This window comes from Bifidobacterium catenulatum DSM 16992 = JCM 1194 = LMG 11043 (assembly GCF_001025195.1).
Lineage (GTDB): Bacteria > Actinomycetota > Actinomycetes > Actinomycetales > Bifidobacteriaceae > Bifidobacterium > Bifidobacterium catenulatum.
In genome coordinates, this window is sequence record NZ_AP012325.1 from 1985621 (window position 1) to 1998620 (window position 13000).

8 protein-coding genes and 3 rRNA genes are annotated in these 13000 nt (G+C 56.4%); 6 read left to right on the top strand and 5 right to left on the bottom strand.

Annotated elements, in window-relative coordinates; translation table 11 throughout:
- Positions 1–22: 22 nt before the first annotated feature.
- Positions 23–472: a nucleoside deaminase gene (locus BBCT_RS08280; protein WP_003835363.1), complete on the bottom strand. Its 450-nt coding sequence runs from the start codon at positions 470–472 to the stop codon at positions 23–25.
- Positions 473–579: 107 nt separating this feature from the next.
- Here BBCT_RS08280 and BBCT_RS08285 point away from each other — a divergent pair, with 107 nt between their 5' ends.
- The 5 genes from BBCT_RS08285 (at position 580) to BBCT_RS08685 (ending at position 6182) form a co-directional block, all read left to right on the top strand.
- Positions 580–2652: a cation:proton antiporter gene (locus BBCT_RS08285; RefSeq protein ID WP_033513434.1), complete on the top strand. Its 2073-nt coding sequence runs from the start codon at positions 580–582 to the stop codon at positions 2650–2652.
- A 469-nt stretch (positions 2653–3121) separates the two neighbouring features.
- Entirely contained in the window at positions 3122–3925 is an 804-nt protein-coding gene (locus BBCT_RS08290; RefSeq protein WP_003835361.1) for an alpha/beta hydrolase, read from the top strand.
- A gap of 232 nt (positions 3926–4157) precedes the next feature.
- The gene (gene dcd, locus BBCT_RS08295) at positions 4158–4739 is read left to right on the top strand and encodes a dCTP deaminase (RefSeq protein WP_003835360.1); all 582 of its coding nucleotides are present in this window, start codon (positions 4158–4160) and stop codon (positions 4737–4739) included.
- Positions 4740–4994: 255 nt separating this feature from the next.
- Entirely contained in the window at positions 4995–5117 is a 123-nt protein-coding gene (locus tag BBCT_RS09235; protein WP_003835359.1) for an IS3 family transposase, read from the top strand.
- 189 nt (positions 5118–5306) lie between these two features.
- Positions 5307–6182 (top strand): aminotransferase class III-fold pyridoxal phosphate-dependent enzyme, encoded by an 876-nt coding sequence (locus BBCT_RS08685; protein WP_003835358.1) that lies wholly within the window; start codon positions 5307–5309, stop codon positions 6180–6182.
- A 302-nt stretch (positions 6183–6484) separates the two neighbouring features.
- Here BBCT_RS08685 and rrf read toward each other — a convergent pair.
- The 4 genes from rrf to BBCT_RS09035 all read right to left on the bottom strand — a co-directional run bounded on the left by rrf (position 6485) and on the right by BBCT_RS09035 (position 12275).
- Positions 6485–6601: ribosomal RNA gene (gene rrf / locus BBCT_RS08305) — 5S ribosomal RNA — on the bottom strand.
- Positions 6602–6823: 222 nt separating this feature from the next.
- Positions 6824–9897 (bottom strand): 23S ribosomal RNA (locus BBCT_RS08310).
- 453 nt (positions 9898–10350) lie between these two features.
- A 16S ribosomal RNA gene (locus tag BBCT_RS08315) occupies positions 10351–11878 on the bottom strand.
- The 16S, 23S and 5S rRNA genes sit together here, the layout of an rRNA operon.
- A 100-nt stretch (positions 11879–11978) precedes the next feature.
- Entirely contained in the window at positions 11979–12275 is a 297-nt protein-coding gene (locus BBCT_RS09035; protein ID WP_082125120.1) for a hypothetical protein, read from the bottom strand.
- 222 nt (positions 12276–12497) lie between these two features.
- On the opposite strand from BBCT_RS09035, the gene BBCT_RS08320 reads away from it, so the two are divergent.
- Positions 12498–12959 carry a helix-turn-helix transcriptional regulator gene (locus BBCT_RS08320; RefSeq protein WP_033513029.1) on the top strand — a complete coding sequence of 154 codons (462 nt, stop codon included), beginning with the start codon at positions 12498–12500 and terminating at the stop codon, positions 12957–12959.
- Positions 12960–13000: the final 41 nt, after the last annotated feature.

Genomic DNA, 13000 nt, shown 5'->3' on the forward strand with positions numbered 1-13000 from the left:
TTCTTGCGACTGCAAAATCGAGTTACCGTTTTCCAGCAAAAAAATCAGTCATTAATCGTGCGCATTCCATTTCGCACACACCACCGACGACTTCCGGAACGTGGCCGACGTGAGGGTCACGCGGAATGTCCCAAATCGAACCGCATGCACCCAACTTGGCATCCCACGCGCCGAACACGATTCGTCCGACATGCGTTTGCAGACACGCGCCGGCGCACATCGGGCACGGCTCCAAGGTAACAATCAACGTGCAATCGGCAAGATTCCACGTACCAAGCGACCGAGCGGCCTGCGTCATGGCCTTGACCTCGGCGTGCGCCAACGGATCGGCATGCGCCTCACGCAGATTACGCCCCCGACCAATCACCGCTCCCCCAGCGTCAAGCACGACGGCACCGACCGGCACCTCACCCTCCGCGGCAGCCTCGCGAGCCAACTCAATCGCAAGTCCCATGTCGTCACTCCACTGCATATCCGCCACTATACGGTTCCATTCACGTGAAGCAAAAGGCGAAACACACCCATAAATACCTCTTGGTAGGCTGGAAGAGTTTGGAAAATGCGCGCAAAGGAGGCACGTTGGCGGTATTCGAATTGATTGTATGTATTATCGCCGCGGTTGTGCTGTCTTCCTTTATCAGCCGTTTCATTCCCAAGGTTTCCACGCCTCTTGTACAGATCGCGTTGGGTGCGTTGGCATCGCAATTGCCGTTTTTCCCGAACGTCACGCTCGACCCGGAACTGTTTATGGTGCTGTTCATTGCGCCACTGCTGTATTTGGAAGCGCATGAGATCGACAAAAATGAGCTGTTGAAATCCGTTAAATTGTCGCTTTCATTGGCGATTGGATTAGCGATCGCCACGATGGTTGCCGTTGGTTTCGCACTGCATGCCGCATGGCCCGCAATTCCCCTTGCCGCGGCTTTGGCACTCGGCGCCGCGCTTGGACCGACCGACGCGGTCGCCGTATCTTCGCTTGGCAAGGAAGCCGCTCTTACGCAACGGCAAACCAGCGTGCTCAAGGGTGAATCCCTGTTCAACGACGCGTCCGGCATCGTCGGCTTCCAGTTTGCGATTGCAGCGGCCATCAGCGGCGTATTCGAAGTGGGCGATTCTGCCATACAGTTCGTGTTCTCGTTCTTCGGCGGCGCTATTTTCGGCTTGGCAGTAGGCATGATCGCCGACCTGTTATTTGAATCGTTGCGATCTTTCGGTTGGGAGACGACCACAAGCCGTATTTTGATGGAATTGTTCCTGCCGTTCATTCTGTATTTGGGTGCGGAAGCGGTGCATGTTTCCGGCATTCTTTCGGTAGTGACGGCCGGTTTGATCATCCGTTTCGACCGAACCGGCATCGGCCCGAATGTTGCTCGCACCAACATTGTTTCGTCAAGCGTATGGGGGGTATTCTCGTTTACGCTCAACGGCACGGTGTTCATTCTGCTTGGCATGCTACTGCCGAATGCGATGAGCGCAAGCTGGGATGATCCTCAGGTCAGCAATTGGCGGCTGCTGGTTGCGATTCTTACGGTTTCCGCAGTGGTGATCGTCATGCGATTTCTGTGGATTTCGTTGATGCTGCGTCTCGCACGAGATACCGTCACCGGTAAGCGACGCAAGATGACGGCGCAACGTTGGCGTTCGGCCGCGGTCATGACGTTCGGCGGGCCGAAAGGCACCATCACCCTGTCGTTGATGTTCACGATCCCGTACACCATTACGGGAGGCGCGTGGTTCCCCATGCGTGACGAACTGATCTTCATCGCAGGTGGCGTGATCGTCGTAACCTTGCTGCTCGCCAACTTCCTGCTGCCTCTGCTGGCGCCGAATCGCAATAAAGACGCTTCCGTGGAAATGACTGAAATCACCATCGAAGTGCTGCGACGGACCGTGGAGGAACTGACGGGACGAGTCACACCCGACAATCGTCGTGCGGTGCTGATGATCATCGACTCGTATACGAAACGTATTACACGGCTGAAGCAGCGCATCGGAGAAATCGATCCGCAAGGGTATATGCAATTGCAGATCGACGCGCTCAATTGGGAGAAGGAATACGTCAAGACGCGACTGGCGAAAGTCAAAGCGACGCCGAACGACGACAAGGCAGCGCACGATCTGGAAATCGAAGCATGCGAGCGCCTGCTCGACCAGATCATGAGCTCACTGCGCCATATTGAAACGGAACATAATTCCGGACGCACCATCTGGCGAGCCAAAGGCCGCTTCAGGGCGTTACAGAGGCGTATGGGCACCATGTTGAAGCGTGTGAACAGCCGCATTCGCCGCACTACCCCGCTGTTCAGCGACGACGAGCTGTTCGCGCACACCCGCGTGGTGCAGGTGGATGCCATCGAACATGTAATCGACCGCCTGTATGAGGAGATGGGCCGCGACACATACAATACGGAACATTGTTCGGCACTGCTGCTGGATTACCGACGCGGCGAGGCTACGCTGAGGTCGCGCCCGAATGTGGGCACGAGCGCGGAGGCGCAGGCGCAGGCGGAAGATGTGAAGCGCGAAAGCTATGGTATCGAGCTGGGTGTGATCCAAGACATGTACGAGGCGGGCGACATTACGCGTGCGCAATCCAAGCAGCTGCGACGCAACGTGTATGTGATGAGCGTGGACGCCGACGCGCAGATCTAGCATCCGCTGATCTGATTGGGTTAGCAAGCTGGCGTGAGCCGGTGATCCGCCATGAGTTTGTTTGCGAACGAACTGTGGGAACGTGGAGGATGAGACAACTGCGCGGAAACGGAACACGCGTATAACGTGGCAAACTGGAGGCCATTCCACAATCTAAAACATGAGGGAATTGAAATTCTCAGATATTTCCCAGAAAACGCCAGACATGTACTCAGCATCGTCTGCTTATATGGGAGATGTCAGCAAAAGAGCCGACCAGGAACCCACAGCAGTTCCCGACAATTGAACCCTTTCTTCTTCTCTCTCCTTTCTCTCCCCGGTGGTCTTCTCTCCACCGGGGTTTCTTTTTGCCTTCAACGGGTGGATTCCTCCAGTCAGTGGGAGAATCTGCCCGCTTACAAGCCGCTCAGCGTCACAATCCTTCCAGTGACTGGGAGGATTGCCCCGTTGAAACGGGTATATTGGAGGCATGAGTGAAATACGCGAGCACGAAACCAGCGATTCCCACGATTCCAGCAATCCAAACACCCCGACCGGTCTGATCGGGCACGAATCGCAGGTGGTTCCGGGGCGGTTCGGCGAGCCGCTGCAGGTCACGCACGTGCAGTATTCGCGCGGGGGCGGCAATGCGGCTCCACGACGCCCGCTGTTCCTCTGCCTGCACGGCTGGGGTTCCAATGAGGCTGATTTGGCCGACATGATGCGTTACGTAGCTCCCTACAACGATTTCGCGTCGTTGCGCGCGCCGCTCGTGCTGCAGAAGGCTGGTTCCGGTGAATTCGGTTTCGGTCAAGGCGCGTATTCGTGGTTCCATGATTGCGTGCCTTCCGGCGAAGATTTGGATCGCGACGCTTATGCTGCCGCCCAAGCCATTGACGATTGGGTCGCGCGCAATGTTTCCGAAGATCGCGCTGTGGTGCCGATCGGTTTTTCGCAGGGTGGTTTGCTGGCGATTCAATTGCTGCGCGTCCATCCGGAACGGTACGCCGCATCAATCTCACTTTCCGGCTTCCTTGCTCCGGGAATCGTCGCCGGTAGCGCGCCTGCCGACAGTTATGTCGCGGAGTTGAATATTCCTGTGTTCTACGGTTATGGCAAGAACGATACCGTGATTCCGATGCCGGAGCTTTTCGCGACTGCCGCCTGGCTGGACGAGCATACGTTCCTCACGTCGAAAAGCTACCGTGGGCTCGATCATGCAGTTAGTCTCAACGAATTCAGCGATTTGCGCGACTGGCTTGCAACACATGATATCGCGCCGGGAATCCTGTAAGAAATCCTGCAGAAGAATCCCGTAGAAAATCCATGCATCGGATTTTGCGCATCAAGCACACGGCAATCGTTACAGCCCGATATAAGCCACGATATAGCGATACCGCGTTAGACTAGAGCCAGCTAATAATCATTTCGCAATTGCCGGCATTCGCACGCTCAACCATGCGAACGTTCGAATGTTGGCGAGCGCCATACCGGCACATTCGCGTGCCTGGCAATAAGGAGTTTCGATGCTGCTGTCCGATCGCGACATTCTCGCCGCGCAGGCCGAAGGTCATATTTCACTCGATCCGTGGACCCCGGAAATGGTGCAGCCCGCTTCCATTGACGTGCGTTTGGACCGTTTCTTCCGCCTGTTCAACAATCATGCGTACACGTATGTCGATCCGGCTGAGAATCAGGGCGAGCTGACCGAGCAGTTCGAGGTGGCTTCGGACGAACCGTGGATTCTGCATCCGGGTGAGTTCGCGTTGGGGTCCACGTGGGAGTATGTGAAGCTTAATCCGACAATTGCCGCCCGACTGGAGGGCAAGAGCTCGCTGGGCCGCTTGGGTATTCTCACGCATTCCACCGCAGGCTTCATCGACCCTGGTTTCGAGGGTCATATCACGTTGGAATTGTCGAATGTGTCGACGTTGCCGGTGAAGTTGTGGCCGGGCATGAAGATCGGTCAGATGTGCTTTTTCCAGCTCAGCTCCCCCGCAGAACATCCGTACGGTTCGCAAGGCACCGGCTCGCATTATCAGGGTCAGCGCGGTCCGACGCCGAGCCGTTCCTACGTGAACTTCTACAAAGCCGACATCGCCGACTAATCATCAAATATTCTTGGATTATCGCAATATATTGTCGGCAATACATTGTCGATGTAGGGCGATTGATATCTTCCAAAATACAAAAAGATTGGCTATCACATATCGCATGATAGCCAATCTTTTTTGCAATCCTCTATTGAGATTTCTTGTTGCAATATCAGCAATATCGAATGATATTAAAAGATACTGCAACAGCTATTGGTAACGCCCTTTAGCGCTTGTGCATGGTACGGAGGGTAGTGGGGCTGCGGACGCATGAAGACGGAATCCGTCTATCTCGGGCATTGGAAGGAGTGTACCCGCGATGAGGCGCTCGTCCTGATCGACGACTACATCCACTGGCACGACCATGAGCGCATCAAGCAATCACTCAGCTGAATGAGTCCGGTACAATACCGTCAAAGCCAGGGAATGGCTGCGTGATTATCTCCAAGAAAACGTCCGCAGCTCTTTCGGTCTGTTTTTTGGTTTGAAATGCTTTAAGGCAATTTTTCCGTCATCAGTAAGAAACAATTCGAACTTATTCCTAAACGCATCACATGAAAATATGGAGCGAAAGAAGGAATCATGGCTGAGAAGACAACGATTCTCGACATGAACAGATTCGATGATTCCAATCTTGACGGACTGGATGAGAACAAACGCGAATTGGTTCGTCGCCGCCGCATCCTTGGCAAGGGCTATCGTCTGTTCTATAAGGACCCGGTTGAAATCGTTCGTGGCAAAGGTAGCCACGTTTTCGATGAAAAGGGCAACGACTATCTCGATGCCTATAACAATGTGGTTTCAGTCGGTCATTGCCATCCGCATGTAGTTGAAGCAATCACCAAACAGGCCGCCACGCTGAACACGCACACCCGTTACCTTCATGAGACCATTCTCGACTATTCCGAAGCACTTATCGCGAAGATGCCGAGGGAGATCGATCGTATCACCTATCAGTGCACCGGTTCGGAAGCGAATGATCTGGCCATCCGCATCGCACGAAACTATACCGGCGGTCGTGGCATCATCATTACAAACGAGGCCTACCATGGCAACACGGAGAAGAAGCCGGACGAACCGGGCGATCCGTGGTTCAATTTCCATGCGGGAAGGAACGATTTCAAACTGCGGTACGCGCTGCAGGGCACACGGTATTGGGGAAGCTACATAACCGACGCGATCAAGGATTACCAGGAAACCAATTCCGGTGAAGTGGAAAAGACACTCAGAAAAGACCCGAAACGCGTTGATGAGAACCTCAAGGGATTGAGGGAGGAGCTCGAGCTACTCGGTGGCAAGCCTGTGTTGGTGGCTCTCGGATACGCCGCCGAGAAAAAACTGAGACGCATGAGGTCGGAAGGGTATGAAGTGGTCAGGATATTGCATCCCGCACGCTACATCGGCAAAAAGGAGTATCGCGATAGAGTGCTGGAGGTCTTGGACAACATTCGAAAATAACGAGGCATCCAACTTCGAGCCGCATCCAACCATCCAATCCGAACGGTCATGAGAGAAAAACGGGTCTCCCGCGACCCGCGTCCGCCGGTAAGCCCCGGATAGGAGAAGAACCCTTCGGGAAGTCATGGATGCCCGGCCGGGAGGTCCGGAGGAACGAGAGGGACGCAAGCCACGGAAAAACACCTTCGACGAGCCTGAAAGGCGTTGCCGGGAGGTCCGTGAAGGCCCGGAAAAATCCGGAAGAAAAACAAAAAAAGGGGGTTCCCGGAGCGTTACGCTCGACGGGAACCCCCAACATGTGAATGCGGCGGCGTGCTACTCTCCCACACCCTCTCGAGTGCAGTACCATCGCCGTGCCAGGCCTTAGCTTCCGGGTTCGGAAAGGGACCGGGCGTCTCACCTGGGCCATGACCACCGCAAAACCACTCTAAACGGCCAACCCCCAACCGGGATCGGCCGGCAACGGAACCAGCCACACGACCGATTCCGGTCGTGGCGGTCCGGGAACCGGACAACGGACGCAAGCAAATCAAACGCCTTACCAGTATCGTCGTCGTGACCACAAGAAACAGCGTTCCTTGCCATCCAACGAGAAAACCACCACAGGACGAGACCCAATCCCCAACCAGGGGATCGGAAAGAGTGTGCCGCGTTCGCCCGTTAGTACCGGTCGGCTCCATCCCTCGCGGGACTTCCACCTCCGGCCTATCGAACACGTGTTCAACATGCGGGCTACAGACACCGAAGTGCCAAGGAATCCTAATCTTGGAGCAGGCTTCCCGCTTAGATGCTTTCAGCGGTTATCCCTCCCGAACGTAGCCAACCGGCCATGCCGCTGGCGCGACAACCGGCATACCAGAGGTCCGTCCACCCAGGTCCTCTCGTACTATGGGCAGGCCTCCTCAGGATTCCAACGAGCGCAGAGGATAGAGACCAAACTGTCTCACGACGTTCTGAACCCAGCTCGCGTGCCGCTTTAATCGGCGAACAGCCGAACCCTTGGGACCTGCTCCAGCCCCAGGATGCGACGAGCCGACATCGAGGTGCCAAACCATCCCGTCGATATGGACTCTTGGGAATGATCAGCCTGTTATCCCCGGGGTACCTTTTATCCGTTGAGCGATGCCGCGCCCGTGCGCCGGCACCGGATCACTATCTCCGACTTTCGTCCCTGCCCGAACCGTCGTTCTCGCAGTCAAGCCCGCTTGTGCGATTACACTCGAAACCCGATTGCCAACCGGGCTGAGCGGACCTTTGAGCGCCTCCGTTACTCTTTGGGAGGCAACCGCCCCAGTTAAACTACCCGCCAGGCACTGTCCCTGAACAGGATGACTGTTCGAGGTGAGACGTCAAACGAGAACAGAGCGGTATTTCACCTTGCGGCTCCACACGGGCTGGCGCCCGCGCTTCGAAGCCTCCCGCCTATGCTACACAATCCGCGCCTAACGCCAATACCAAGGTATAGTAAAGGTCCCGGGGTCTTTTCGTCCTTCTGCGCTTAACGAGCATCTTTACTCGTACTGCAATTTCGCCGAGCTCCTGGTCGAGACAGTGGGGAAGTCGTTACGCCATTCGTGCAGGTCGGAACTTACCCGACAAGGAATTTCGCTACCTTAGGATGGTTATAGTTACCACCGCCGTTTACCGGGGCTTGAATTCACCGCTTCACCCGAGGGCTGACGGATCCTCTTAACCTTCCGGCACCGGGCAGGCGTCAGTGCATATACAGCGGCTTGCGCCTTCGCATGCACCTGTGTTTTTGGTAAACAGTCGCTACCCCCTGGTCTGTGCCACCCCCGAAAGCTCCGGAAGCAAGTTCCATCACCATCAGGGGTCTCCCTTATACCGAAGGCACGGGAGTGATTTGCCGAGTTCCTTGACCAGGATTCGCTCGATCGCCTTGGTATTCTCTACCTGACCACCAGTGTCGGTTTGGGGTACGGGCGGCAACGCCCCTCGCGCCGAGGCTTTTCTCGACGGCCTGGACCACCGGATATCGCGCCTGAAAGGCGCCCATCATCGCACCTCACCCTGCATGTCCCACGGATTTGCCTATGGGACGGGCTGCGTGCTTGACCACGGAAAACCACCTCCGCGGCCGGCTCCCATTCCGTGTCACCCCTGTGCGCTAACCTACCAGGACTACATTCCCAACAATCGCGCGCCCCGAACCCCGAAGGGAACGACGCCACGCGACCGGAGGTTAGTACTCATCCGTTCGGCTCTTGCGGTTCGCTGCCGGTACGGGAATATCCACCCGTTCATCCATTCGACTACGCCTGTCGGCCTCGCCTTAGGACCCGACTCACCCGGGGACGACGAACGTGGCCCCGGAACCCTTGGTCATCCAGCGGACGGGATCCTCACCCGTCTCTCGCTACTCATGTCTGCATTCTCACTCCCCCGAAGTCCACGGCGCGCTTGCGCGGCCGCTTCGCCCCTCGGGGGACGCTCTCCTACCCAACAGCAAAAAACTGTTGCCGCGTCTTCGGTGGTGTGCTTGAGCCCCGCTACATTGTCGGCGCGGAACCACTAGACCAGTGAGCTGTTACGCACTCTTTCAAGGATGGCTGCTTCTGAGCCAACCTCCTGGCTGTCTATGCGACTCCACATCCTTTCCCACTTAGCACACGCTTCGGGACCTTAGACGACGATCTGGGCTGTCTCCCTCTCGACGACGGAGCTTATCCCCCGCCGACTCACTGCCGGAATACACATCAACGGTATTCGGAGTTTGGCTGCTGTTGGTACCCCATACGGGCCCGCAAGCATCCAGTAGCTCTACCCCCGCGATGCAATCAACCGACGCTGCACCTAAATGCATTTCGGAGAGAACCAGCTATCACGGAATTTGATTGGCCTTTCACCCCTAGCCCCAGGTCATCCCCCCGGTTTTCAACCCAGGTGGGTTCGGTCCTCCACGCGGTCTTACCCGCGCTTCAACCTGCCCAGGGCTAGATCATCCCGCTTCGGGTCCAGGGCACGCGACTCAAAACGCCTTTTGAGACTCGCCTTCGCTACGGCTCCCCCACGACGGGTTAGCCTCGCCACGCACCACTGACTCGCAGACTCATTTTTCGATAGGCACGCCGTCACCCCACTTGAGGAGGCTCCGACGGATTGTAGGCGCACGGTTTCAGGAACTCTTTCACTCCCCTCCCGGGGTGCTTTTCACCTTTCCCTCACGGTACTGGTACGCTATCGGTCAGACAGGTATGCTTAGACTTACCCCACGGTCGGGGCCGATTCACACGGGATTCCACGAGGCCCGCGCTACTTGGGACACATGATCGGAAGACGGCAAGCTTCCAGGTACGGGGCTGGCACCCTCTGCGGCCAGGCCTTCAAGCCTGTTCCCCTGGCAAGCCGTTTTATGACTCCCGCCCGGTCCGTCGGAACCGGGACACACGCTCCCGCAACACCACGGACGCAACCCCCGACGGGTATCACGCGCCCATGGTTTGGTCTGATCCGCTTTCGCTCGCCACTACTCACGGAGTATCCCTTCCTGCAGGTACTGAGATGTTTCACTTCCCTGCGTACCCCCGGAACAACAAGGTTCCGTGCCGGCCCATGACGGCCGGCGGGTTGCCCCATTCGGAAATCCTCGGATCGAAGCCATGTTGGAGGCTCCCCGAGGCTTATCGCATCCTCAAACGTCCTTCATCGGTACTGTCTGCCAAGGCATCCACCATACGCCCTTCAGGGCGGCACACGCCCCGAAAAAACCTAATGATAGCTTTTCTACGCCAGACGACAAATCATCACACTGTAAAAAATGATCACAAAACGATCGATCTCGAAACCAGACTCCAAAAAATAGAGCCTGGCGAAATCGCGATAAAGCAAACGATGACATCAAAATCATCGCATTGCTCGCGTCCACTATCCAGTTCTCAAACCACCACGCACCCAAGAAACGATCCGGACACGGCACACCGGCCGGCCGACCGCCCCAAGGGGACATCCGGAAAACCGCACGCGACCAAGTCGCGGGTGGCGGTCCGGGAACCCAAAAGCATACCCATACCACTGCCCGCAGGCCCCCAAAAGAACCCGCGAAGCCAACGATCTCTTCCACACCAGCACGCCCACACCACTCCGGGAACCGTTCCCGGCATGTGGGCCACACGACGGACGCCAGACCGGCGTCCTGAAAACTCCGTAGAAAGGAGGTGATCCAGCCGCACCTTCCGGTACGGCTACCTTGTTACGACTTAGTCCCAATCACGAGTCTCACCTTAGACGGCTCCATCCCACAAGGGGTTAGGCCACCGGCTTCGGGTGCTACCCACTTTCATGACTTGACGGGCGGTGTGTACAAGGCCCGGGAACGCATTCACCGCGGCGTTGCTGATCCGCGATTACTAGCGACTCCGCCTTCATGGAGTCGGGTTGCAGACTCCAATCCGAACTGAGACCGGTTTTCAGGGATCCGCTCCATGTCGCCATGTCGCATCCCGTTGTACCGGCCATTGTAGCATGCGTGAAGCCCTGGACGTAAGGGGCATGATGATCTGACGTCATCCCCACCTTCCTCCGAGTTGACCCCGGCGGTCCCCCGTGAGTTCCCACCATGACGTGCTGGCAACACAGGGCGAGGGTTGCGCTCGTTGCGGGACTTAACCCAACATCTCACGACACGAGCTGACGACGACCATGCACCACCTGTGAACCCGCCCCGAAGGGAGACCGTATCTCTACGGCTGTCGGGAACATGTCAAGCCCAGGTAAGGTTCTTCGCGTTGCATCGAATTAATCCGCATGCTCCGCCGCTTGTGCGGGCCCCCGTCAATTTCTTTGAGTTTTAGCCTTGCGGCCGTACTCCCCAGGCGGGATGCTTAACGCGTTAGCTCCGACACGGAACCCGTGGAACGGGCCCCACATCCAGCATCCACCGTTTACGGCGTGGACTACCAGGGTATCTAATCCTGTTCGCTCCCCACGCTTTCGCTCCTCAGCGTCAGTAACGGCCCAGAGACCTGCCTTCGCCATTGGTGTTCTTCCCGATATCTACACATTCCACCGTTACACCGGGAATTCCAGTCTCCCCTACCGCACTCCAGCCCGCCCGTACCCGGCGCAGATCCACCGTTAAGCGATGGACTTTCACACCGGACGCGACGAACCGCCTACGAGCCCTTTACGCCCAATAATTCCGGATAACGCTTGCACCCTACGTATTACCGCGGCTGCTGGCACGTAGTTAGCCGGTGCTTATTCGAAAGGTACACTCACCCGAAGGCTTGCTCCCGATCAAAAGCGGTTTACAACCCGAAGGCCGTCATCCCGCACGCGGCGTCGCTGCATCAGGCTTGCGCCCATTGTGCAATATTCCCCACTGCTGCCTCCCGTAGGAGTCTGGGCCGTATCTCAGTCCCAATGTGGCCGGTCGCCCTCTCAGGCCGGCTACCCGTCGTAGGCTCGGTGGGCCGTTACCCCGCCGACTACCTGATAGGACGCGACCCCATCCCATACCGATGAAATCTTTCCCGACACCCCATGCGAGGAGTCGGAGCATCCGGCATTACCACCCGTTTCCAGGAGCTATTCCGGTGTATGGGGCAGGTCGGTCACGCATTACTCACCCGTTCGCCACTCTCACCAGGCAGCAAGCTGCCTGGATCCCGTTCGACTTGCATGTGTTAAGCACGCCGCCAGCGTTCATCCTGAGCCAGAATCGAACCCTCCACAAAAAAATTTCATGAAGAGAACCAACATGTGACTCTCAAAAAATAAGAAAATTGACGATCGCCTTATAAGGAAAGGCGCATCGCACGAAAACCCCACCGTCCTTCAAAGGCCTCCCGGCCACTCCCCCACACGGGAGAAGCGGACGATGGACTGGCAATCATTGACTATAAAGAAGTAGTACAAATACGCTCTTGAGTTCTCAAACCACCACCACACCAGCAAGCCGCCCCAATCTCCAGGAGCGAGGCCGCCGTGCTGAGCAGCGAGAAGTAAACTTACACGAACTTGCCGATCCACGCAACCCGAACCCTCACGGACGACCCGCGAACCATTGCAAAACAACGCATCCACCGGCGTGTCGAAATTCCGTCCTCCTGAATCGTTTTTCTCCTTTTCCACAGAAACCAGCCTATCCTTCCGGAAAACATGTTCGTCGTATGAGTCGCCTTATCAGGAATTGACGGAACGATACGCTAAGGGGATTCTGTTATCCTGTGGGGCGCAGCGGAGCAAAATATGCCCTGCCAAGACGGGATGGTCCCTTTCATGAACAGGCTTTTAACTCGAAATAGAAGACGGATCGAATATTCCGTAGTGAATACCGTGAAGGGAGGGAACGGCATGGAGGCGCAGCTTATGAGGCTACAGGACCTGAGACTCGAAGAAGGAATGTCTCTGGAACAACTGGCCGGGCTCTCCGGCGTGGATCATGATCGTCTCGCCATGTTCGAAAACAATCCGGAAACCGTACGCAATATGCATTTGGACACCGCTTGCCAAATTGCCAAAGCATTGCACTGCAACGTGTTGGAGCTCCATCCCGACGAAGGTTGGAGAGGCGGAATCCACTGCGCTGAATCCGGTCTAAGAGACATTCGTCGGACTCGCGGCTATACGCAAAGCGAGTTGTCAGAGATGACAGGGATTCCCCAGCCGAACATCTCTTGGTTTGAGACAGGCTATCGCTCAACCTCAGGCATGCGGCTGGATACAGCCAGGCGTCTGTCGGAAGCGCTTCAATGCGATCCAACAGATTTCCTAAAAGAAGCGTATCGCCGATATGAATTTAAGTGTTGTATCTGATTTAGATACAACACTTAAATTTCATCGGACGCCATACTTCG

What these genes read in the sequence shown, in the direction of transcription:
- BBCT_RS08280 (WP_003835363.1), bottom strand. Translation starts at nt 472, where the DNA reads ATGCAGTGGAGTGACGACATGGGACTTGCGATTGAGTTGGCTCGCGAG.
- dcd (WP_003835360.1), top strand. Translation starts at nt 4,158, where the DNA reads ATGCTGCTGTCCGATCGCGACATTCTCGCCGCGCAGGCCGAAGGTCAT.
- BBCT_RS08685 (WP_003835358.1), top strand. Translation starts at nt 5,307, where the DNA reads ATGGCTGAGAAGACAACGATTCTCGACATGAACAGATTCGATGATTCC.
- BBCT_RS08320 (WP_033513029.1), top strand. Translation starts at nt 12,498, where the DNA reads ATGGAGGCGCAGCTTATGAGGCTACAGGACCTGAGACTCGAAGAAGGA.
- BBCT_RS08290 (WP_003835361.1), top strand. Translation starts at nt 3,122, where the DNA reads ATGAGTGAAATACGCGAGCACGAAACCAGCGATTCCCACGATTCCAGC.
- BBCT_RS09235 (WP_003835359.1), top strand. Translation starts at nt 4,995, where the DNA reads ATGAAGACGGAATCCGTCTATCTCGGGCATTGGAAGGAGTGTACCCGC.